This is a genomic window from Polaribacter sp. PL03 (assembly GCF_033875165.1).
Lineage (GTDB): Bacteria > Bacteroidota > Bacteroidia > Flavobacteriales > Flavobacteriaceae > Polaribacter.
Map to the genome: position 1 here is coordinate 121,164 of NZ_JAWZSV010000007.1, position 22,772 is coordinate 143,935.

The following is a 22,772-nucleotide window of genomic DNA, read 5'->3' on the forward strand; positions in this document are numbered from 1 at the left end:
TAATAAATTACAAGGAGATTTCTATTAAGAATATTTTTTTCTAAAATTCATTGGTGTAAACCCAGTTTTCGATTTAAAAAATCTAGAAAAATAAGCATAGTCTGAAAATGTTAAAGTTTCTGAAATAGCAGCTAAATTATTTCCAGAATGGATAATTAACCTTTTTGACTCCAAGATAATTCTTTCAGAAATTAATTGATTTGTAGTTTTGTTTAGTGTTTTTTTTACAACTCTATTAAGGTGTTTTGTTGTTATGTTTAATTGATCGGAATAAAATTTAGGTAATTTTTCTTTATAAAAGTTTTTATGTATTAAGTTTTCTAGATTTTCTAGTATAATAGAATAACTAGGAGAAATTAGTTTTTCTAAATTAACATCTGCAGTATAAGCCCTGGTTAAATCTATATAAATACTATTAATAAGGTTTATAATTTTTAACTCTTTTAATAGGTTTTGTTGCAGATACTCTAGGTACATTTCTTTAAACTTTGTTGTTAATAGCTTCATTTTTATTTTAGACAATTCTAATAAAGGCGGGTTTTGATTAGAATAATAAAAAGGAAAAGATTTAAGTGTATGGTCTAAGAATTTTATCTCATAAAATTCTTGAGAATGGAAAAAGATAAATCCTTCTGGTTGCGTGTCAAATTTCCAAGAATGTGTTTGTCCGGGTTTTAAAAAAAACACCTTACCTGGGTTTACTTGGTAAGAATTAAAATCAATTTCATGCTTACCCGTTCCTTCAGTAAAAAGAACACACAAATAAAAATTATGACTATGTGGTTTGCTAATTAACTCTTTATTCAATTCGATATGATTTGAAAAAGAATTGACGTACAAATCATTTAACGATTCGGATTCTTGAAATTGATCAATTTTTAAAACAGGTATCTTCATAAGAATGTCCTAAAAGTACAAAAAATGGCGATTATACTATATGATAAATACAGTTTTATCTACTTAATTTTGTTCTATTGTTAAATTAGATAATATGGCAAATGTAATTGATGTTTTAAAATGTAAATGTCCTAATTGTAAAAAAGGAAAAATGTATAGTGAATTAGGGAATCTTCTGTTATTTAGAGCACCTAAAATGAATGCAATTTGCAATGAGTGTAGTTTTAAATTTGAAAAAGAACCAGGTTTCTTTTTTGGAGCTATGTTTGTTAGTTATGCACTTGTAGCTGTAGAAATGATTGCAAGCGTTGTTTTGTTTAAATTTATATTAGACTTTTCTTACATAAGTGTAGTCTTTGTAGCTATTACAACAGCAATTTTATTAAGTACTATTAATTTTAGAATTTCTAGATCTATTTGGATTTATATGTTCTATAGCAATGATTAGTTTTTTTTATTAAAAAGCAAACACACAAGTAAAGCCTTCAAATTCTAAAAACTGAACGTTATAAGAAGTTGTTTCTCCATTATATCTAATTTCTCCAGTTGTTTTTTCATTTTCGAACTTAAAATCTTCAATATATATGTTTTCTAAAAAACGTAATTTTTTCTTTCCGTAGATTTTATATAAAGATTCTTTTCCTCCCCAAACAATAGTTAATTTACTTATTAAAGCATCGTGGTTAGCAATGGTTTTATATTCTTCAACAGGTGTAAATTTATGAGCAATTTTTAGAATTTTATCACGTTGCATTTCAATATCAATACCAACATGTAAATCATTAGAAATTATAATACCTGTAAAAGTAAAAGAATGTGTAATAGAGATAAATTTACCGTCTTTTAAATGAGGTTTTCCAAATTCATCATAAATTAAATCAAAATCTGAATAACCAGCTTTTTTTAGTAGATGGCGAATGCTTAAAAATCCTTTTTGATGCAAATCAGATTTCATTGAGTTCAAGCGAGTTGAACTATTTTCTGATAGCTTAATTCCTGCTTGTAATTCAGAAATAGATTCTTCAATCTTCCAAATCAGGACTTTAGTTGTTTTATTTACCGTTAATGTTTTGTAAAGAGCCATATATTTTAAAATCTAAGTAGTATCTTTGCACTTCGAAAAATTAGAATATAAATATACATAAATATGAGCAAAAATACAGCTTACGTACCATTCAAAGTTAAAGATATTTCTTTAGCAGATTGGGGAAGAAAAGAAATTTTATTGGCAGAAGCAGAAATGCCAGGTTTAATGAGTTTAAGAGAAGAATATGGAGACTCGCAACCATTAAAAGGAGCAAGAATTGCAGGATGTTTACATATGACAATTCAAACAGCTGTTTTAATTGAAACATTACAAGCTTTAGGTGCAGAAGTAACTTGGAGTTCTTGTAATATTTTCTCTACACAAGACCAGGCTGCTGCTGCAATTGCTGCTGCAGGAACACCTGTGTATGCTTGGAAAGATATGACAGAAGAAGAATTTGACTGGTGTATCGAACAAACATTATTCTTTGGAGAAGATAAAAAACCATTAAATTTAATTTTAGATGATGGTGGAGATTTAACAAACATGGTTTTAGATCGTTACCCAGAATTAGCTGCAGGAATTAATGGTTTATCAGAAGAAACTACAACAGGTGTACATAGATTGTATGACAGAGTAAAGGCAGGAACTTTACCAATGCCAGCAATTAATGTAAACGATTCTGTTACAAAATCTAAATTCGATAACAAATATGGTTGTAAAGAATCTGCAGTAGATGCAATTCGTAGAGCAACAGATATTATGTTAGCTGGTAAACGTGTAACTGTTTGTGGTTATGGTGATGTTGGTAAAGGAACAGCAGCTTCTTTTAAAGGAGCAGGTTCTATTGTAACGGTTACAGAAATCGATCCTATTTGTGCTTTACAAGCTGCAATGGATGGTTTTGAAGTTAAGCGTTTAGAAACTGTTATTGCAAATTCAGACATTATTATTACAACTACAGGAAACAAAGATATTATACAAGGTCGTCATTTCGAAGCAATGAAAGACAAGGTTATTGTATGTAATATTGGGCATTTCGATAATGAAATTGATATGGCTTGGTTAAACAAAAACCACGGTAATACAAAAGACACTATCAAGCCTCAGGTAGATAAATATAACATTAACGGAAACGATATTATTTTGTTAGCAGAAGGTCGTTTAGTAAATTTAGGTTGTGCAACTGGTCACCCAAGTTTTGTAATGTCTAATTCATTTACAAACCAAACTTTGGCTCAAATAGAACTTTGGACAAACAGAGATGCTTACGAAAACGAAGTATATATGTTACCAAAGCATTTAGATGAAAAAGTAGCATTTTTACACTTAGCTAAAATAGGAGTAGAGCTTACAGAATTACGTTCTGACCAAGCTTCTTATATTGGTGTAACTGTAGAAGGGCCTTTTAAACCAGAGCACTACAGATACTAAAAATAGTAGTTAAGTTTTAGTTGTTAGTAACAATTAAACTTCACAAACTATCTGCCATTTCGAAATGAGCCTCTTTAGGCAATTTAGAAATGTCATAATACTTAAAAAAACCTTTCCATTAATTTGGGAAGGTTTTTTGTTTTGGGCGTTTTAACAGGCTTTCACTACTCGCTTTTTTGTTGAAAAAACAAAAAGAGCTCAAACAGACCGTTCAATCCCTAACGCAGCGTTTTAGCTTATAAAAAGAATATTATTTTTTAAGAACGGCTTTAATACTAATATTGTTCTTTTTTATCATTCTAAAAAGAGCTTTTTTAGGTAATTTAGGAACCTCATGCAAAGTCCTAAACCTTTTTTATTAATCTAATTTTCTCATTCTTTCATATCTTTGCAATAATTAAAATTAATAAAAAATTTACCTTGAAGAAAAAACAACTACTATCTATAATAGCAATCATCATTTTAGTAGCTGTTTATGGTTACGAACAATTTTTAAATTCTAAAGAAGAGGGTCTTGTAATAGAAAATGGTAAAACACCAAAAGCAACTACAAATAAGTATTTTTTACCAACAAGCACAACAAATCAAGTAGTACATCATCAAAATTATTCATTATCATACAGCGAAAAACACGAACAAGCAGAATGGGTTGCTTACGAATTAAAAGCATCAGACTTAAGTAGTACAAATTACAAAAGACCTTATTTCGAAATAGATAATGCAGTAAAAACCAAAGCAGCACATTGGCGTAATTATAAAAAATCTGGTTACGACAAAGGGCATTTATGTCCTGCAGCAGACAGACGCTTTACCAAAGCAGCACATGACGAAACCTTTTTAACAAGTAATATTAGTCCGCAAGAACACAAATTTAATGCAGGTGTTTGGAATCGTTTAGAACAAAAAGTACGTTATTGGGCTAAAAAAAACGATGGTGTTTTTGTAATTACTGGCGGAGTTCTAGAAAATAATTTAAAAACGATTGGAAGTGAAGCCGTTTCTGTGCCAAATCAGTTTTATAAAGTAATTTTAGACAAGACAAATGGTAGCATTAAAATGTTGGCTTTTCTAATGCCACACAAAGAATCTAATTTACCATTGTATAAATTTGTGGTTTCAGTAGATAAGATAGAAGCAATAACAGGTATCGATTTCTTTAAAGAACTAGACGATACAATAGAAGAGGAATTAGAAAGCTCTAGTAATTATAAAAACTGGAGTTTTTAATAACTGCATAATAGAATTATATAATAAAAATAAAAACCCTTTCAAATTAATGAAAGGGTTTTTATTTTTGGGCGTTTCAACAAGCTTTCTCTACCCGCTTTTTTTAGTAAAAAAAGGGTTAAAAAAAAACCGTTTAATTATTATAGCGAACTTTAGTTTTTCTCTTTTTTAAGTTCACCTTCGTGATCTAAAATAATTTTACTGTCTCTGTATTTACAACAAGGGTGTACAGAGTTATAAGCTTCATCACTTGCCTTAAAACCTTTAATGTCATGCCCAACATTTGCAATATTCTGTTTTAAAGAATCTAAAGGAGTTTTCCTTTCATCTAAAATTACATTTATCTGATGCGACTTAACATCCCAAATAGCAAACTTTACGCCTTTAGTTTTTAAAGCAGCAGTTTCTATACGCTTTTTACACATACCGCAAATGCCGTTTACTTCGAAAGTAATTTTTGCGTTTTTCTTCTTTTTAACCTCTTTTATATCTTGTGCTTGCGTAGAGAAGCCAATTAAGAATAAACTGAATATGAATATTATTTTTTTCATTTTTTTATTTTTAGAATTTGTTACTTAATTTTAAATCGTAAACCTGCGTAAACTGCACGTCCAAAAATTGGTGAATACACAATTGTGGTATCAAAGTTTGAGCCAAAAGGATCATCACTAGCTAAAATAGGATTTTTTTGCTGAACATTTGTTAGGTTTTCTGCACCTACATAAACTTCAAATTTATTAGAAAAGACTTTAGTTATTTGAGAATTTAACAAACTATAACGTTCAGAATATTCGGGTAATCTATATTGAGAAGGATTACTTGCTGTGTTTGGCAAACGTTGTTTTCCTATGTTATTAAAGGTTACATCAAATTTCCATTGTGCACTATTTTCTTTAGCTTCTGTTTCGTAAGAAACGTTGGCAAAGAACCTATTATTGGGCTGAATTGGTTTTTGTAAACTTCCACTTTTATAATCTGTAGAAATATCAAAATATTTAAAAGCAGTTCTTAAATTAAGGTTTTTTGCCAATTCATAATTTACTTCTACTTGAAAACTGTCTGCAATACTTTTTCCGTTTAAATCATAAAAAGAAATTTCTTGCGGATTTTCCCAATCGACAACAACTTGGTTGCTAAAGTCTGTTCTATAAAAATCGAAAGTTATGTCTCCTTTTTTATCAAATAAATTAAATTTTTGTAAATAAGAAACACCATAATTCCATGCAATTTCTGGGTTTAATCCGTAGATATTACCACCAACATTATCAATATTTATTTGTCTAGAACTTGCAAATATTTGCTGGTTTTCTGCAAAAATATTAGCGCTTCTTTTTCCTCTACCTGCAGAAGCTCTAAAGACACCTTTTTCCCATGGTACATATCTTACATGAATTCTTGGTGTAATAAAAGTACCAAGTAAGTTATGTGTGTCTACACGAATACCTGCTGTTAAACTAAAATTATCTAAGTTATCGAAAGCATATTCAAAAAAAGCACCTAAAGATTTTTCTTTTCTACTATAATCTGTGGTGTTTACAAGTTCATTAAATTTATCATATGTAAAATTAATACCTGTTTTAAATTTGTTTCTAGTATCACCAATAATAGAGTTAAAGAGCAAATTAGAATAGAAGCTTTCATGTTTAATATCATACACATTTAAACCAAAATAAGAATCTTGTTGATGGTTGCTGTACGCCAATTGCAAGCCAAAACTTTGAAAAGGCAATTCTGGAAAAACATAACCTAATTTTGCTGAAGTTTCGAAACGTTTTGTGTCTATTTCACTTCCCCAAGCATTGGTGGTTCCTTTATCTGTTTCTGGGTTAAAGTTTAATTCTCCTGTTTGTTTTTCATCATTTAAAAAACGGACATTTAAAAAACTAACCCAACCATTTTGCGCATCTGTATATTGCCAACGATTCATTACATTTATTTGATTTGCCAATGGCGCATCTAAAAAATTATCGTTGTTTTTATCAAATTTTTCTCCTCTATAATTACCGTGAATGTATAAACCGGTTTGCCATTTTTCTGAAATTTTTTCGTTAAAATGTGTGTTAAGTTCTAATCTTCCATTTAAAGAACTGTAAGCGTTTAAGAAAAATTTATTGTCTGAAAAAGGTTTTACTAATTCTGCGTTTATTTGCCCAGAAATACTCTCGAAACCATTTACTACAGAACCTGCACCTTTAGTAATTTGAATACTTTCTACCCAAGTACCTGGTGTAAAGGTTAAACCAAAAGCTTGTGCAGCACCTCTAATTGAAGGGATGTTTTCTTGCATAATTTGCAAATACGGACTTTTTAAACCCAACATTTGTATTTGTCGTGTGCCTGTTAAGGCGTCTGAAAAACTAACATCTATAGAAGGGTTTGTTTCAAAACTTTCTGCTAAATTACAGCAAGCAGCTTTTAATAACTCGTCATTATTTACAGTAAAAGTATTTGCTGTTGCGAATAAAGATTTCTGAACAGCATCTCTTTTAGCTCTAATAGTTATTTCTTCTAAATCACTTTCTGAAGTTATAAAATGATGAATTGGGTTTAAACTAGTAATAGTTATAGTGTCTGTTTTATAGCCAATATAACTAACAACTAATTTTTTGTACTCTTTTTTGTACGGTATCGTAAACCAGCCTTTTTCGTTGGTAATTGCACCAATACTTGTGTTTAGCCAATTAACAGTTGCTCCTGCAACACCTAAATTATTTTCAGGATTTTGTTTGTCCATTATCATTCCTTTCAAATTAGTTTGAGCAGAAATAAATAAGGGAAATAGTAGTATTAAACTACTAAATATATATTTTTTCATTGATATTTATTTATAATAATTAAAACTAGCCCTCTTGAGAAAGAAGCTTTTTTTAGTTGGAATTAGAATAAAATCAGATTAAGAAAGATTGATATAAAACTTGTTGATTAATAGGAATATAAGGAGTGGAATTGTATTCGAGAACCTTATAATTAGCATTTATTTCAACAAAAAGATTGCTATCAATAAAAAATAAATTGGTAAATAATTGCTGTTTTTTAAAGTCAAATTTCTGAGAACCAAGTATTTGTAATTCGTCTTGTCCTTCGATTTTCTGAACTTCATCTGAACAACAATCTTTCATTGCTACAGAAAAATCATCTTTCAAATCACTCTTGCAAACTTCAGCTTCACCTAAATAAGAACTATCAATTAAAAAATCACCACAATAATGACTTTCAACTGTAAAAGAGAAAGTAGAGAATAGCACTAAAAAGGCTAATAAAAAGGATGTTATTTTAGTAATGATAATTTTCATCTAGATTGCAAATTTACAAAATGAAATGCTATTTTTCTACAAATCTACCTATTACTTAATTTTTGGAAGTAAAAAGCAGGTAAAATAATAAGTAAAAATAAAGGATGTATTATAAACCTTCTAATGTAGAAAGGCAGTAGGTAGCCGTTTTCAAATTGATTTCTTAGTATAAAAACAAACACAATAATTAAAATCATAAAAGCGACCATTAAGAAAAAACCAGTAAATTTCACATAATCTTTCCTTTCAAAAAGTGCCCAAATAATTCCAATAGTTAATGTAGCGTTTAATACATACCTAAAAAGCATGTCTACAACTAAACGCCAAATATCTATTTGTGGCATTTTTGTATATAAATAATCGTTTTTAAAATATTCGATTAAAGGATCGTAAAACAATTCAGCAGAAAAAGCCCTCACTAAAAATAACAGTGAAATAAATATTAAAAGCAATACTATCTTTATGTATTTGTTCATTTTTTATAGTTAGAGAATTTATTAACCCAAATTACCCAAAGTAAAAATACAACACCATATATTATTGCAGGAAATACTAGATTATGTAATATCTCTTGATGTCTAGGGTATTTGTAAATCATTATTGCTAAGAATGCAATTCTTACAATATTTATAGTGTAGATAAATAAACTACCTAAGAAAGAATATATAATTGTTGCTTTTATAGAGCCTGCAAATGCAATTATAAAAGCAATAAATAAAATAATAATACTTATAGAATTACAACCTTCAATTACTCTGGCGGTGTAATTTCCTTCAATTAAAAGCTTTACAGAAAGTTCTTTTTTATGTTGATATGCTCCTGCATCAAAATTAAAAAATTCAATTAAATCTACAGTTTGGTCTGCTACTAAAGTTGTTATTGAAGCAGTTTTAAATGCACCTTCTTTTTCTTGAGAATTTTTTAGGTACGTAGAATATATGGCGAATAGTATAAAATAAGTTGCAAAAAACTTAATTAGAAAAATGACAACGTTTTTATGTTTTTTCACAATATAATTTACTTTAATTTTGCATCTTTAATAATCTTACAACGAATATACGAAAAATGGAAATAGATATCTTAAAAAATAAAGTTGAAAGCATAATTTCTCTAAATGATAGTTTAGAAGTTAGGTTACAAGCAATTTGCGATTTGTTAGAAAGTGAAATTTCTTATTATGATTGGGTTGGTTTTTATTTTAAAAACGGAGACAAGGACGAATTAAAATTAGCACAATATACTGGTGAAGAAACAGAGCATACTATTATTCCTTTTGGTAAAGGTATTTGTGGGCAAGTAGCTGTAAGTAATGAAAATTTTGTTGTACAAGATGTTTCTGAGCAAGATAATTATATTTCTTGTGGTTGGAAGGTAAAGTCGGAAATTGTAATTCCTATTTTTGTTAATAAAGAAAATATTGGTCAAATTGATATAGATTCTCATACAGCAAATGTTTTTACAGATAAAGACGAAGAACTTTTAGAATATATTTGTAAACAAGTAGCAACTATTTTATAGAAATAGTGCTTATTTAAGTTTTTTTTATATATTTGTTTAATCCAATTATTAATTTTATAGTAATTCTATAATCATTAAATCCCTAAATAATGAGAAAAGAACAATACAATACCTCTGTTGCTGTTCGTAACAATCACCCAAATTTTGTTAAAAAAAGACAATCTTGGACAAATAATTTTGTGCAATGGTTTCATAATTTTTTAGAAGCAGCAGAATAGTTTTTACCCCTAACTTTATTTTTACCCCCTAAAATGAGAAAATCTACCTCCAATATTTTATCTAGAATTTTAAATATAACTAGAAAAAACGAAGAAAAAAGAGAGCCAAGAAATTACAATGCTTTGGTAGAAAGTTTTAAAACAAAAGTACAAGTAAACTAGTTGTTAATTACTTCTGGTTTTTGTTACTATCTTTTATTGTCTTGCAAGGTTCATTTTACTAAATTCGCGTGCTTAACAACACAACACTAAATGAGCACTTCAAAAACAATTAAATCCGCATTAATTTCGGTATTTCACAAAGATGGTTTAGAGCCAATTGTAAGAAAATTAAATGAATTAAATGTTACTATTTATTCAACAGGAGGAACAGAAAAGTTTATTAAAGAACTTGGTATAGATGTAGTTCCTGTAGAAGATGTTACATCTTATCCTTCTATTTTAGGAGGAAGAGTAAAAACATTACACCCAAAAGTTTTTGGAGGAATTTTAAACAGACAAGATCATGCAGGTGATGTTGCAGAGTTAGAAGAATATAATATTCCTCAAATAGACTTAGTAATAGTAGACTTATATCCGTTTGAAAAAACAGTTGCTTCAGGTGCTCCTGAGCAAGATATTGTAGAAAAGATTGATATTGGTGGTATTTCTTTAATTAGAGCTTCTGCAAAAAACTTTAAAGATACTTTTACGGTTTCTTCAATGGATCAATATGATGATTTCTTATCTGTATTGTCTGAGAATAAAGGAGAAACTACTATAGAGCAAAGAAAGAAATTTGCTGCAAAATCTTTTAATATTTCTTCACATTACGATACTGCAATTTTTAATTACTTTAATGCTGGTGAAGAGCCTGCTTTAAAAGTAAGTGAAACAAATGCACAGGTTTTAAGATATGGAGAAAATCCTCATCAAAAAGGTTATTTCTTTGGAGATTTAGAAACTATTTTCGATAAACTTCATGGTAAAGAATTAAGCTATAATAATTTATTAGATGTTGATGCTGCTGTAAATTTAATTGAAGAATTTAAAGGAGAAGCACCAACTTTTGCAATTTTAAAGCATAATAATGCTTGTGGTTTTGCACAAAGAGAAACTATTAAAGAAGCGTATGTAGATGCTTTAGCAGGAGATCCTGTTTCTGCTTTTGGAGGTGTTTTAATAGCAAACACAGAAATAGATGCTGCTACAGCAGAAGAAATTCATAAATTATTTTGTGAAGTTGTTATTGCGCCAAGTTATTCTGAAGAAGCTTTAGCTACTTTAAAAGGTAAGAAAAATAGAATTATCTTAATAAAAAAAGAAGTTGAATTGCCTACAACAACAATTAGAACTTGTTTAAATGGTAATTTAGTTCAGGACAAAGATAGTATTACAGATAAATTAGAAGATTTAAAGTATGTTACCAACAATAAACCAACTCAATCTGAGTTAGATGATTTATTGTTTGCTTCTAAATTATGTAAGAACACCAAGTCTAACACAATTATTTTAGTAAAGAATAAACAGTTGTTAGCTGGTGGAACAGGACAAACAAGTAGAGTAGATGCTTTAAACCAAGCAATTGAAAAGGCAAATTCTTTTAAATTCGATTTAAATGGATGTGTAATGGCAAGTGATGCTTTTTTTCCTTTTCCAGATTGTGTAGAAATTGCAGATAATGCAGGTATAAAAAGTGTTATACAACCAGGAGGTTCTATAAAAGATCAATTAAGTATAGATTATTGTAATGAAAACAATATTTCTATGGTAATGACAGGAACTAGACATTTTAAACATTAATAATTTATAGGTAATTTACAATCAGAATTTTAGTAGATTTGTAATACTATAGTTAAAATAATACAACAAAGATATTTTATGGGTTTTTTTGATTTTATGACGGAAGATATTGCGATCGATTTAGGAACCGCAAATACATTGATAATTCACAACGGAAAAGTTGTTATCGATAGTCCTTCTATTGTCGCAAGAGATAGAACTACGGGTAAAATTATTGCTATTGGTAAAGAAGCCAATTTAATGCAAGGAAAAACCCATGAAAATATCAAAACGATTCGTCCACTAAAAGACGGTGTTATAGCAGATTTTCAAGCTTCAGAAGAAATGATTAAAGAATTTGTTAAGCAAATTCCATCAATTAAAAAGAAGCTATTTCCACCAGCCTTAAGAATGGTTATCTGTATTCCTTCTGGAATTACAGAAGTAGAAAAACGTGCTGTTAGAGATTCTGCAAAGCATATGAATGCTAAAGAAATCTATTTAATTTATGAGCCTATGGCTGCTGCAATTGGTGTTGGAATAGACATTATGGAGCCAAAAGGAAACATGATTATTGATATTGGAGGTGGTACAACAGAAATTGCAGTTATTGCTTTAGCTGGTATTGTTTGCGATCAATCTGTAAAAGTTGCAGGAGATTTATTTACAAATGATATTATGTATTACATGCGTACTCAACATAATTTACATGTGGGTGAAACTACTGCCGAAAAAATAAAAATTACAATTGGTGCCGCTACAGAAGATTTAGAAACTCCGCCAGAAGACATGTTAGTTCAAGGTAGAGATTTGTTAAGTGGTAAGCCAAAACAAGTACAAGTTTCTTATAGAGAGATTGCAAAAGCACTAGATAAATCTATTTTAAGAATAGAAGATGCTGTTATGGAAACATTGTCTAAAACACCACCAGAATTAGCTGCAGATATTTACAATACAGGTATTTATTTAGCAGGTGGAGGTTCTATGTTAAGAGGTTTAGATAAAAGACTTTCTAGAAAAACAGATTTACCTGTTTATGTTGCAGAAGATCCTTTAAGAGCCGTAGTTCGTGGTACAGGAATTGCTTTAAAAGAATTAGGGAAATACAAAAATGTATTAATGAAATAATCTTTTTAGCAGTCTTAAAATGCAACAACTTATTTACTTTTTTCAAAAGTTTAAATTTTTTTTATTCTTTTTGTTGTTGCAATTAATTGCTTTAACACTTACTTTTAATAATCTTAATTTTCATAAAAGCAAATATGTAAATTCTGCTAATTCGTTAACAGGAGGTATGTATGATAAAGCTTCGGGTATTTCAGATTATTTTAGTCTAAAATCTGTAAATCAAGAACTTTTAGACGAAAACACACGTTTAAGAAATTTTTTAGAACAAAAAACAAATAGCCCTTTTTCTTCGGATTCAATTGTTATTGATACTATAAAATTCCATCAAAAATATTCTTTTTCAAACGCGAAGATTATCAATAATAATTATGCAAATGCATTTAATTTTATAACTATTGATAAAGGAGAAGTGGATGGTTTAAAAAAAGAAATGGCAGTTGTTAATGGAAGAGGAGTTATAGGAATTACAGACAATACTTCTTCTAAGTATACCAGAGTACAATCTATTCTTAATAAAAATAGCAAGCTAAATGCCAGGTTAAAAAATGGTTATTTTGGAACACTAAAATGGAATGGTTTAGATTATAATATTGTTCAATTAACAGATATACCAAGACAAGCACCTGTAAAAATTGGTGACACTATAGAAACAGGTGGTAAGTCTACTATTTTTCCGGAAGGAATTTTAATTGGTACCGTTTATAAAATTAATAAAGAGAATACTGTAGATAATGCAATTGATGTAAAACTTTTTAATGATATGAGTAATATTGGACCAGTTTATGTTATTAAAAATCTGCACAAAGAAGAAATAGAATCTTTAGAAACACCATTAAATGAATAAGACAATCTTTTTCGTACTTCTTTTTATATTCTTGGTCTTGCTTCAGGTTTTTGTACTGAACAATATTCTGTTTTTAGGGTATGTAAACCCTTATTTATATATTATTTTTATTTTCTTATATCCTTTAAAGAAAAATAGATTTTCTTTTTTGTTTATAGCTTTCATGTTAGGTTTAAGTATCGATTTTTTCTCAGATTCTGGCGGAATTCACGCTTTTTCAACTTTAACAATAGCATATTTTAGGCTGTTTTTTATAAAAGTATTTTTTAGAAAATATGAAACAGACTATACTTTTTTTAAATTAAGATTAGAGCCTTTTGGTAAGAAATTTAATTATGTTGTAACTTTAACAGTATTGCATCATTTTATATTGTTTTCTTTTGCTAACTTTAGTTTTCAGAATATTTCTCATGTATTATTAAACACACTTTATTCTAGTGTTTTTACGTTAATACTATATTTCCTAGCAATTTTTATTTTTTCTAAAAAACAATAATGCAAAAAAGTTTTTTACTTTACTTTCTAATTACAATAGTAGGTGTAATTTTTATTGGTCGTTTGTTTCAACTACAAATAGTTAGAAATGATAGCTCAGATCCTATTCATAGTTCTGCCGTTAAAACGGAATATGATTATCCGGAACGTGGATATATTTATGATAGAAATGGAGTTTTACTTGTGGCTAATCAGTTATCATATGATGTAATGATTCAACCAAATCAAGTACAACCTTTAGATACTTTAGAGTTTTGTAAACTTTTAAAGATAGATAAAGAAGATTTTTTAAAGAGATTTAATAAAGCAGATCATTATGCATCTTATCTTCCTTCCGTTTTCTTGAAACAATTAGCAAAAGAAGACTTTGCTTTTCTTCAAGAGAAATTGCATAAGTATCATGGTTTTTTTATTCAGAAAAGAATAATTAGAAAGTACCCTATAAATGCAGCAGCAAATGTTTTAGGATATATTGGAGAAGTAAATGATCAGCTAGCAAAAACTAATACATATTACCAAGCAGGAGAATTAATTGGTAAAGATGGTATAGAGAAACAATATGAAGATTTTTTAAGAGGTAGAAAAGGTAAGAAGTATTTTAAGAGAAATAATTTAAATAAAATTACAGGGTCTTTTAAAAACGGAGAAGAAGATACACTTGCTATTAATGGAAAGGATTTAACGCTTACGTTAGATATTAAGCTTCAAGAATACGCTCAAAAATTAATGATAGGTAAAAGAGGTGGTATTGTTGCAATAGAGCCTTCTTCTGGTGAAATATTAGCTTTGGTTACTGCGCCTTCATATGATCCTAACATGTTGGTTGGTAGAAAACGTTCTAAGAACTCAGCAGTTCTAATGGATCCAGACAATTTAGATAAACCTACTTATGATAGAGGTTTAAAAGCTTCATATCCTCCTGGTTCACCTTTTAAAATGATGAATGCATTAATTGGTTTACAAGAAGGTGTTATTACAAATAGCAGTCATTTTTATTGTTATGGCGGTTATAAGTATGGGAATAGGAAAGGAGAATTTATGAAGTGCCATTGTGGTATTTATGGTAAACCAATAAAACTAAAAACAGCAATTGCTAAATCTTGCAATAGTTATTTTTCTAATACATACAAACTAATAGTCGAAAAAAATCATAAACCTTCAGAGGGTCTAGACAATTGGGCACATCATGTAAAAAGTTTTGGTTTGGGTAATTATTTAGGCTACGATTTACCTCAAGGTAGTCCTGGTTTTATTCCTGTAGGAAAATACTATGATGATGCATATAAGTACAGATGGAATGCTTCTACTAATATTTCTAATGCAATAGGGCAAGGTGAAGTGCAAACAACACCAATTCAATTGGCTAATTTTACAGCAGCAATTGCAAATAAAGGCTTCTTTTACACGCCTCATATCTTAAAGGAGGTAGACAAGAATGCAATTGATTTTCCTAATTTTACAGAAAAAAAAGAAACTACTATAGATAAAGAACATTTTAACCCTGTAATTGAAGCTATGCACGAGGTTTTTAAAACAGGTACAGGAAGCAGAGTTCAGGTAGAAGGTATAGAAATTTGTGGTAAAACAGGTACGTCAGAAAATTATGCTATTGTTGGTGGAATTAGAAAAAAATTAGAAGATCATTCTATTTTAGTTGCATTTGCGCCAAAAGATAATCCTAAAATAGCAATTGCCATTTTTGTTGAAAATGGTGGTTATGGCTCTACTATTGCAGCTCCTATTACTAGTTTAATGATAGAAAAATATTTAAATGGTGAAATTTCTAAAGCTACAAAGTATAGAGAAACACGTATGTTAAATATTAGTTTGCAAACTCAATATGATAAATTAATTCCTAAAATAGAAGAAATTGCGTCAGGAACGAAATAATATTTTTGCAGGTATCGATTGGCTTTTGGTAATTCTGTTTGTAATTTTAGTTGGTTTTGGTTGGTTAAATATTTATTCAGCTTCAAAATCAAGTGAAGATGTAGAATTATTAAGTTTTACAACCAAATACGGAAAACAACTGATTTTTATCTGTTTAACAATTCCGTTAATAATTATTATTCTTTTTTTTAATGCAAAATTTTACGAGAAGTTTTCTAGTATACTATATATTGTATCTCTATTATCACTTGTTGGGTTGTTTCTCTTTGGTAAAACAATAAACGGTGCTACATCATGGTATAATTTTGGTGTTTTAGGATTACAGCCATCCGAGTTTGTAAAAGCATTTACGGCTTTAGCGGTCGCGAAACTAATAAGTGATAGGCAGTATAATTTTAAGTTGGTTAAAAATCAAATTAAAGCTTTTGTAGTTATATTTACTCCTGCTTTATTAATTACATTACAACCAGATGTTGGTTCTGCTCTTATATATTTAGCTTTCTTTTTTGTACTTCATAGAGAAGGGTTAACTTTAAATTACATAATTTTAGGTGCTTTAGCAATTGTATTATTTATTTCTACCATTTTATTTGGTTCTGTTTGGGTACTATCTATTTTGTTTTTATTGATAACTATTTTTACAATTTATGCAGCCTATAGAGGAGGTAAGCGTTTTCTTCGTTTTAATTGGTACAAAGTTTTAGGTGTTTATCTTATTGTAGGTCTATTTATTTTAGGAACAGGGTTCGCTTATAATAATGTTTTTAAGCAACATCATAGAGATCGTTTCGAGATTCTTTTAGGTTTAAAAAAGGATAACCAAGGTATTGGTTATAACTCGCATCAATCTGAATTAACAATTAGTTCTGGTGGTTTTGGAGGTAAAGGATTCTTAAAAGGAGATTTAACACAAGGAGATTTTGTGCCAGAACAACATACCGATTATATTTTTAGTGTTATTGGTGAAGAATGGGGTTTTTTAGGAAGTTCTTTTGTTATTATACTATTTATGTTAATGATGTACCGTGTTATCTATCTGGCAGAGACACATACAAATAAGTTTGGTAGAATTTACGGTTATAGTTTAGCGTCAATTTTGTTTTTTCACGTAATTGTAAACATAGGTATGGTTATAGGTTTACTGCCAACTGTAGGTATACCATTGCCTTTTTTTAGCTATGGTGGTTCTGCTCTTTGGGGATTTACAATTTTACTATTTATTTTTATAAGATTAGATGCTCATAAAAATTATGATTGGTAGATTAGCGAATAAGAAACTAGGCAACTATTGTTGCTTAAACGGTGTATTCTAATAATTTTACTTTAATTACTTGTAAGAAATTCAACTTGATCAATATTCTGCTATAAACACCCTTTTTAAAGCTTAAAGTATCTTACTTAGAGTATATAAATTTGTAGAGCTAAGTAGTTGTTTAATCGTATTTAATTTACATAACGAATCTATTTATACTTAATTCTTCTGTTAGGTATAAAACAAAAAAAAACTCTGAATATTGATATTCAGAGTTTTTAAATTTTTTAAAGAATTAAAATCTTACAATGCAGCTACGTGCTTTGTTAATTTAGATTTTAAGTTAGAAGCTTTATTCTTGTGAATAATGTTGTTCTTAGCTAACTTGTCTAACATAGCAATAACAGTATTTAATTTACCTTCTGCTTCTTTTTTGTCTTCAGATGCACGTAAATCTCTAACAGCATTACGAGTAGTTTTATGCTGATATTTATTGCGTAATCTTTTAGCTTCGTTGCTTCTAATTCTCTTTAATGCTGACTTGTGATTTGCCATAATTTCTTAATTCGTTTTTTTATTAAAACTTGTAGTCCGTACGGGAATCGAACCCGTGTTACATGGATGAAAACCATGCGTCCTAACCCCTAGACGAACGGACCATAACAATTAAATACGTCTTAATTGCGGCTGCAAATATACAATGTTTTTTAATATCTGCAAGCAATCATTTTAAAATATGTTGTTTTTTATAAAATAGTTAATTTAGAATATTTTTTTTTGAAGAAAAATACTTTAAATTTCTCTTTAATAGGCTTGTAATTAAGTGTTTACTTTACTTTATTGATTTGTAATAAATTTGAGTATAAAATTAAATAATGAGCAAAAAAAAACTCTGAATATTAATATTCAGAGTTTTTTATTTTTTTAAAGAACTAAAACCTTACAATGCAGCTACGTGCTTTGTTAATTTAGATTTTAAGTTAGAAGCTTTATTCTTGTGAATAATGTTGTTCTTAGCTAACTTGTCTAACATAGCAATAACGGTATTTAATTTACCTTCTGCTTCTTTTTTGTCTTCAGATGCACGTAAATCTCTAACAGCATTACGAGTAGTTTTATGCTGATATTTATTACGTAATCTTTTAGCTTCGTTACTTCTAATTCTCTTTAATGCTGACTTGTGATTTGCCATAATTTCTTAATTCGTTTTTTTTATTAAAACTTGTAGTCCGTACGGGAATCGAACCCGTGTTACATGGATGAAAACCATGCGTCCTAACCCCTAGACGAACGGACCATAACAATTAAATACGTTTCAATTGCGGGTGCAAATATACAACGTTTTTTAACTCCCGCAACAATTTTATAAAAAAATGTTATTTTTTTTTCTAAATTAATATGCCTTGGCAAAAAGCACTCTTTTAGAGGATGGTTTACCTGTTAAAACACAGACTCCAACTTCTTCTTTAGCATCATTTGGAATGCATCTAATAGTTGCCTTTGTATATTCCTTTATTTTGTCTTCAGTTTCTTCTGTACCATCCCAATGCGCAGAAACAAAACCACCTTTACTCTTTATAGCTTTTTTAAACTCTTTAAAATCATCTACAACTGTTGTATGTTCTTTTCTAAAGTCTATTGCCTTTTTAAATAAATTCTCTTGTATCTCTTCTAAAAGATTTTCTATGAATAAAACGGCATCATCTTGATTAACAGTTTGCTTTTCTAAAGTATCTCTTCTTACTATTTCTAAAGTTCCGTTTTCTAAATCTCTATTTCCTATTGCAACTCTAACAGGAACACCTTTTAATTCGTATTCTGCAAATTTAGCTCCTGGTCTGTATGTATCTCTAGTATCAAACTTAACAGAAATACCTTTTGCTCTCAATTCCTTAACAAAAACATTCATTTTTTCTGAAATTGCCTCTAATTGCTCATCACCTTTATAAATAGGTACAATTACAACTTGAATGGGTGCTAATTTAGGGGGTAATACTAAACCTAAATCATCAGAATGTGTCATAATTAAACCACCAACTAAACGAGTAGAAACTCCCCAAGAGGTTGCCCAAACATATTCTTTTTTTCCTTCTTTAGATGTGAATTTTACATCAAAAGCTTTTGCGAAATTTTGACCTAAAAAATGACTTGTTCCTGCTTGTAATGCTTTTCCATCTTGCATTAAGGCTTCAATAGTATAGGTATCTTCTGCTCCTGCAAAACGTTCGCTATCAGATTTTATTCCCTTAACAACTGGCATTGCCATAAAGTTTTCTGCAAACTCTGCATAAACATCTTGCATTTGTTTTGCTTCAGTTACAGCTTCTGTTTTTGTTGCATGTGCTGTATGCCCTTCTTGCCATAAAAATTCTGCTGTACGTAAAAATAAGCGTGTACGCATTTCCCAACGAACAACATTTGCCCATTGATTTATTAATAAAGGTAAATCTCTATAAGATTGAATCCAACCTTTATATGTATTCCATATTATAGCTTCAGAAGTTGGTCTAACAACTAATTCTTCTTCTAGCTTAGCATCTGGATCTACTCTTAGCTTACCTGGGTTGTCAGGGTCGTTTTGTAGTCTATAATGTGTAACTACTGCACATTCTTTGGCAAAACCTTCTGCATTTTTTTCTTCAGCTTCAAACAAACTTTTTGGAACAAGAAGAGGAAAATAGGCGTTTTCGTGCCCTGTCTCTTTAAACATTCTGTCTAGTTCTGCTTGCATTTTTTCCCAGATAGCATATCCGTAAGGTTTTATAACCATACAGCCTCTTACAGCAGAGTTTTCAGCTAAATCTGCTTTTACAACTAACTCGTTATACCACTTAGAATAATCGTCTGCTCTTTTTGTTAAATGTTTACTCATAGTTAAAAGTTTGGCACAAATATTGTTACCTTTAAAGTGAAATTTATGTTAAAAGAATGTTTTGTATTTTTATCAAACAATACAAAATTACTACAAAAAGGTTAGAGACCAAGTAAAGTTTAGATTTTTTTGTTCAACAATTTTTCGTCAAAATTAATGTTTACTTAAAAACAAGTCATATGAAACTATCACATAAAAAACGCAACATAAACCAATTTCTCTTATTTATTACAGCAAATTTAATTTTGGTGTCTTGCGGTACTTACCAGAGTGCTTATAATAATGACGGTATTTATGGTAGCGATACAAACAATCAAACAGAAAATAAAGTTGTTGTTGTAGATGAAGCTGGTTATAAGGATTATAACAATAATTACTTTACAAATGAATTAGAACGTTTAGATAATTTAAATGACAATGATGTCTTTACGGATGTAGATTCTTATAATTCTGCAGACAATTTATATACAGAAGATGATTTAAATTATAATACGAATCCTTCTTGGGGAAATGAATCTGATAATGATGTTGTTGTTAATGTGAATTTAATTAACGATCCTTATTGGAACAGTTACGGACCTTCTTATAATAATTGGGGCTACAATAATTGGGGCTATAATTCTTATGGTTACAATAACTGGGGTTTTAGAAATGGTTGGGGTTATAATAATTGGGGTTACAATCCTTATTGGCATCCATACCACAATAACTATGCTTGGGGTTGGAATAATGGTTTCTACAATTCATATTACGGAGGAGTAAGACCTTATAGATATAATAATTACAACAACTATAACAACAGATATTCTAGAAATACTACTTACGGTAGAAGAACAGCAACTAACAATATATACAGAAGAGGTAACGAAAATTCAAGAAATTCATCAGTTACATCTAGAAGAAGAAGTACTAGCGGAACACCTAGTTCTTCTACAACGAGAAGAAGAAGTTCAACAACTACAACACCAACAAGAAGATCTTCAACAACAACTAGAAGAAGTTCTACAAATACGTCTAGAAACTCTAGTAATACAAGAAGAAGCTCATCATCTAGAGGAAGTTCTTCTACAAGAAGCGGTTCATCTACTAGAAGAAGTACTGGTTCTTCTAGTACTAGAAGGAGTTCATCTTCTACAAGAAGAAACAATATAAGTAATGTAAACAGAGCAGCTAGTGCTGTAAGAAGTAGAAATACAGCAACTTATGTTGCTCCAGGAAGAAATTCTTCTACTACATCGAGAAGAACAAGTACACCTACAAGAACTTCGGTTGCTAGAAATTCTTCTTCTACAAGAAGTAGCTCTAATAGCGGTTCATCAACAAGAAGTAGTTCTAGTAGAAGTTCATCTTCATCTAGAAGAAGAAACTAAGATTTTATAACATTAGAAAAATATTAAAATGAAAAAAATTCTAACATTAGCGGTATTATTCGCAGTAACATTAACATCCTATTCTCAATCTTTAGGATACCAGGATTTAGCGCTACTGTTTTCTCAAGATGATGGAAACGGAACAGCAAGATTTACCTCTATGAGTGGTGCTTTTGGAGCATTAGGAGGAGATATCTCTGTGATGAACATAAACCCAGCAGGTTTAGCTGTTTATAATAATAGTTCTTTTGCAGGTTCTCTTAATTCTAGAAACACAGCTATAAAATCTAATTATTATGGTACATCTAGAAATAATGAAGATAGTTTTTTTAACCTATCTCAAGCAGGAGCAGTCTTGGTTTTTGACAGTGCTTATAAATCTGATTGGAATAAATTTGCAATAGGTTTTAATTATAAAATAAATAAAGACTTTGCTAGTAGTTTTGATGCTAGAGGAAATAGCGGAATTGCAACTTTTAGAGATTTTCCTTTAGATAATAATACACCAACTATAGATTATAATATTGCAGATGAGCAACGTTATTTTAATAATTATACGGGTGAAATAAGTGAAATGAATATTGCTTTTTCTTCAGTTCATAAAAATAAATTGTACTTAGGTCTTGGTTTAAATTTTTCTGATTTAAGTTTTTCTCAACGTTCTACTTTGGTGGAGCTTAATAGTGATGGTAATGGAAACACTTTAGATGCAAGTTTATATCAAGAAAACTTCACGTCTGGTGCAGGTTTTTCATTAAATGCTGGTTTTATTTATAAAGCTAACCAAAATTTTAGATTTGGTTTGTCTTACCAAACACCAACTTGGTTTACAGAATTATTAGAAGAGTCTAATATTGTAAATAATGATGGTTTTAAAGGAGACACCGAAATAGTTGTTAGTAACAATAATACAATTTACGATAATACTACTGGTGGGAATTTTCCTTCACAAAGGTTTGTGTACAGGTTTAAGACGCCAAGTAAGTTAACAGCAAGTGCTGCTTTTATATTTGGAAAAAATGGTTTGTTAAGTATAGATTATATTAATAAGAATTATAAAGGTATAAAATTGTCTAACGCAGATTTTTCGATTGAAAATCAATTTTTTCAAGATGAATTAAGAAACACACATGCTGTTAACATAGGTTCAGAATGGCGTATCGATAGGTTTAGTATTAGAGGAGGTTATAAGTATGAACAGAGTCCAGATAAATTAGCTTTAGATTCAGATAACTTAGAAGGCTATTCGTTAGGAGGAGGTTATGATTTTGGAAACTTTAAACTAGATTTTGCTTACAGTAATAATAATAGAACAGCACCTTATAATTTTTACCCTAATTTTAATGTAAATTCTGCAAATCTAAAAATAGACAATAGCGTTTTTACCGCTACGGTTACTATAAACTTATAGGTTACGTTAGCATATAAAGTCAAAACTCCGTTAAAGATGACATTCAAATTGTTCTTTTTAACGGAGTTTTGAAGTTTTATTCCATTAAAATAATCTTATCTATCTTTTTTCCCTTAATTTTGCAATTCAATTTTT

The 22,772-nt window shown here is 29.4% G+C and carries 24 protein-coding genes and 2 tRNA genes; 14 read left to right on the top strand and 12 right to left on the bottom strand.

What is annotated here, in order from left to right:
• Nucleotides 1-24: 24 nt before the first annotated feature.
• Nucleotides 25-897, bottom strand: a complete 873-nt coding sequence (locus tag SHK09_RS14350) for a helix-turn-helix domain-containing protein (RefSeq protein WP_319811478.1) — start codon at nt 895-897, stop codon at nt 25-27.
• A gap of 94 nt (nt 898-991) precedes the next feature.
• On the opposite strand from SHK09_RS14350, the gene SHK09_RS14355 reads away from it, so the two are divergent.
• The gene (locus SHK09_RS14355) at nt 992-1,345 is read left to right on the top strand and encodes a DUF983 domain-containing protein (protein ID WP_319811479.1); all 354 of its coding nucleotides are present in this window, start codon (nt 992-994) and stop codon (nt 1,343-1,345) included.
• A gap of 9 nt (nt 1,346-1,354) precedes the next feature.
• Here the strand turns inward: SHK09_RS14355 and SHK09_RS14360 are convergent, their stop codons facing one another.
• Nucleotides 1,355-1,981 (bottom strand): 4'-phosphopantetheinyl transferase family protein, encoded by a 627-nt coding sequence (locus tag SHK09_RS14360; protein WP_319811480.1) that lies wholly within the window; start codon nt 1,979-1,981, stop codon nt 1,355-1,357.
• 63 nt (nt 1,982-2,044) lie between these two features.
• Between SHK09_RS14360 and ahcY the strand changes: the two genes are divergently transcribed.
• Together ahcY and SHK09_RS14370 are read left to right on the top strand one after the other, a co-directional pair.
• Entirely contained in the window at nt 2,045-3,358 is a 1,314-nt protein-coding gene (gene ahcY / locus SHK09_RS14365) for an adenosylhomocysteinase (RefSeq protein ID WP_319811481.1), read from the top strand.
• A 420-nt stretch (nt 3,359-3,778) separates the two neighbouring features.
• On the top strand, nt 3,779-4,585 hold the full coding sequence (locus SHK09_RS14370) for a DNA/RNA non-specific endonuclease (protein ID WP_319811482.1): 807 nt from the start codon (nt 3,779-3,781) through the stop codon (nt 4,583-4,585).
• A gap of 152 nt (nt 4,586-4,737) precedes the next feature.
• Here SHK09_RS14370 and SHK09_RS14375 read toward each other — a convergent pair whose 3' ends face one another.
• The 5 genes from SHK09_RS14375 to xrtF form a co-directional block, all read right to left on the bottom strand.
• Nucleotides 4,738-5,136, bottom strand: a complete 399-nt coding sequence (locus tag SHK09_RS14375; protein WP_319811483.1) for a heavy-metal-associated domain-containing protein — start codon at nt 5,134-5,136, stop codon at nt 4,738-4,740.
• A gap of 20 nt (nt 5,137-5,156) precedes the next feature.
• A complete protein-coding gene (locus tag SHK09_RS14380) occupies nt 5,157-7,400 on the bottom strand; it encodes a TonB-dependent receptor (protein ID WP_319811484.1) in 2,244 nt (747 codons plus the stop codon).
• A 73-nt stretch (nt 7,401-7,473) separates the two neighbouring features.
• Entirely contained in the window at nt 7,474-7,878 is a 405-nt protein-coding gene (locus SHK09_RS14385; RefSeq protein WP_319811485.1) for an HYC_CC_PP family protein, read from the bottom strand.
• Nucleotides 7,879-7,922: 44 nt separating this feature from the next.
• Nucleotides 7,923-8,354, bottom strand: coding sequence for an exosortase F system-associated membrane protein (locus tag SHK09_RS14390; protein WP_319811486.1), 432 nt, complete (start codon nt 8,352-8,354; stop codon nt 7,923-7,925).
• A complete protein-coding gene (gene xrtF / locus SHK09_RS14395; RefSeq protein ID WP_319811487.1) occupies nt 8,351-8,887 on the bottom strand; it encodes an exosortase family protein XrtF in 537 nt (178 codons plus the stop codon). The genes SHK09_RS14390 and xrtF overlap by 4 nt, the downstream gene beginning before the upstream one ends.
• 56 nt (nt 8,888-8,943) lie before the next feature.
• Here xrtF and SHK09_RS14400 point away from each other — a divergent pair, with 56 nt between their 5' ends.
• The 9 genes from SHK09_RS14400 to rodA all read left to right on the top strand — a co-directional run bounded on the left by SHK09_RS14400 (nt 8,944) and on the right by rodA (nt 16,993).
• On the top strand, nt 8,944-9,396 hold the full coding sequence (locus SHK09_RS14400) for a GAF domain-containing protein (RefSeq protein ID WP_319811488.1): 453 nt from the start codon (nt 8,944-8,946) through the stop codon (nt 9,394-9,396).
• An 89-nt stretch (nt 9,397-9,485) separates the two neighbouring features.
• Nucleotides 9,486-9,614, top strand: a complete 129-nt coding sequence (locus tag SHK09_RS14405; RefSeq protein WP_319811489.1) for a hypothetical protein — start codon at nt 9,486-9,488, stop codon at nt 9,612-9,614.
• Nucleotides 9,615-9,647: 33 nt separating this feature from the next.
• Entirely contained in the window at nt 9,648-9,776 is a 129-nt protein-coding gene (locus tag SHK09_RS14410) for a hypothetical protein (protein WP_319811490.1), read from the top strand.
• Nucleotides 9,777-9,866: 90 nt separating this feature from the next.
• The gene (gene purH, locus SHK09_RS14415; protein ID WP_319811491.1) at nt 9,867-11,396 is read left to right on the top strand and encodes a bifunctional phosphoribosylaminoimidazolecarboxamide formyltransferase/IMP cyclohydrolase; all 1,530 of its coding nucleotides are present in this window, start codon (nt 9,867-9,869) and stop codon (nt 11,394-11,396) included.
• A gap of 78 nt (nt 11,397-11,474) precedes the next feature.
• Entirely contained in the window at nt 11,475-12,503 is a 1,029-nt protein-coding gene (locus SHK09_RS14420) for a rod shape-determining protein (RefSeq protein ID WP_319811492.1), read from the top strand.
• Nucleotides 12,504-12,522: 19 nt separating this feature from the next.
• Entirely contained in the window at nt 12,523-13,347 is an 825-nt protein-coding gene (gene mreC / locus SHK09_RS14425) for a rod shape-determining protein MreC (protein WP_319811493.1), read from the top strand.
• Complete coding sequence (gene mreD / locus SHK09_RS14430) at nt 13,340-13,843, top strand: rod shape-determining protein MreD (RefSeq protein WP_319811494.1); 504 nt, start codon at nt 13,340-13,342, stop codon at nt 13,841-13,843. The genes mreC and mreD overlap by 8 nt, the downstream gene beginning before the upstream one ends.
• Complete coding sequence (mrdA, locus tag SHK09_RS14435; protein WP_319811495.1) at nt 13,843-15,732, top strand: penicillin-binding protein 2; 1,890 nt, start codon at nt 13,843-13,845, stop codon at nt 15,730-15,732. Before mreD ends, mrdA begins: the two co-directional genes overlap by 1 nt.
• Nucleotides 15,713-16,993, top strand: coding sequence for a rod shape-determining protein RodA (gene rodA, locus SHK09_RS14440; RefSeq protein WP_319811496.1), 1,281 nt, complete (start codon nt 15,713-15,715; stop codon nt 16,991-16,993). Before mrdA ends, rodA begins: the two co-directional genes overlap by 20 nt.
• 294 nt (nt 16,994-17,287) lie before the next feature.
• Here rodA and rpsT (SHK09_RS14445) read toward each other — a convergent pair whose 3' ends face one another.
• From rpsT (SHK09_RS14445) to proS, 5 genes are all read right to left on the bottom strand, one after another.
• On the bottom strand, nt 17,288-17,539 hold the full coding sequence (gene rpsT / locus SHK09_RS14445) for a 30S ribosomal protein S20 (protein WP_319811497.1): 252 nt from the start codon (nt 17,537-17,539) through the stop codon (nt 17,288-17,290).
• 32 nt (nt 17,540-17,571) lie between these two features.
• Nucleotides 17,572-17,643: transfer RNA gene (locus tag SHK09_RS14450), tRNA-Glu, on the bottom strand.
• 281 nt (nt 17,644-17,924) lie between these two features.
• Nucleotides 17,925-18,176, bottom strand: coding sequence for a 30S ribosomal protein S20 (gene rpsT / locus SHK09_RS14455; RefSeq protein WP_319811497.1), 252 nt, complete (start codon nt 18,174-18,176; stop codon nt 17,925-17,927).
• 33 nt (nt 18,177-18,209) lie between these two features.
• Nucleotides 18,210-18,281: transfer RNA gene (locus SHK09_RS14460), tRNA-Glu, on the bottom strand.
• 96 nt (nt 18,282-18,377) lie between these two features.
• Nucleotides 18,378-19,856: a proline--tRNA ligase gene (proS, locus tag SHK09_RS14465; protein ID WP_319811498.1), complete on the bottom strand. Its 1,479-nt coding sequence runs from the start codon at nt 19,854-19,856 to the stop codon at nt 18,378-18,380.
• 179 nt (nt 19,857-20,035) lie between these two features.
• On the opposite strand from proS, the gene SHK09_RS14470 reads away from it, so the two are divergent.
• Nucleotides 20,036-21,226, top strand: coding sequence for a hypothetical protein (locus SHK09_RS14470; RefSeq protein WP_319811499.1), 1,191 nt, complete (start codon nt 20,036-20,038; stop codon nt 21,224-21,226).
• Nucleotides 21,227-21,254: 28 nt separating this feature from the next.
• Complete coding sequence (locus SHK09_RS14475; RefSeq protein WP_319811500.1) at nt 21,255-22,637, top strand: hemin receptor; 1,383 nt, start codon at nt 21,255-21,257, stop codon at nt 22,635-22,637.
• Nucleotides 22,638-22,772 lie beyond the last annotated feature (135 nt).